Here is a 380-nt window from a genome sequence, read left to right on the forward strand (position 1 = left end):
CAGGCATCGTACGACCTGACGAAGCTGCAGTTCGACAACGGCACGGGCTCCGAGCTCGAGCTGCGTCAGGCGCAGACGGTGGTCGAGACGGCGCTCGCGAACCAGCAGGCGCAGGCGCGTGCGCGTGCGCAGGCGCTGAACGCGCTGGTGTTGCTGATCGGTGAGCCGTTGCCGGACGACCTGCCGGTCGGCATGCCGCTCGACGCGCAGAATCTGCTGACGGACGTGCCGGCAGGCCTTCCGTCGGATCTGCTGACGCGGCGTCCGGACGTGATGCAGGCCGAGCAGACGCTGCTGGCCGCGAACGCGAACATCGGCGCGGCGCGCGCGGCATTCTTCCCGCGTATCTCGCTGACGGGCGCGTTCGGCACCGGCAGCCC

The 380-nt window shown here is 70.5% G+C and carries 1 protein-coding gene; it reads left to right on the forward strand.

Annotated elements, in window-relative coordinates:
- On the forward strand, positions 1–380 hold a 380-nt coding region (locus tag C5F75_RS36035), incomplete at both ends, for a TolC family protein (RefSeq protein WP_181035521.1).

Source organism: Burkholderia anthinoferrum (assembly GCF_002925705.1).
Lineage (GTDB): Bacteria > Pseudomonadota > Gammaproteobacteria > Burkholderiales > Burkholderiaceae > Burkholderia > Burkholderia semiarida.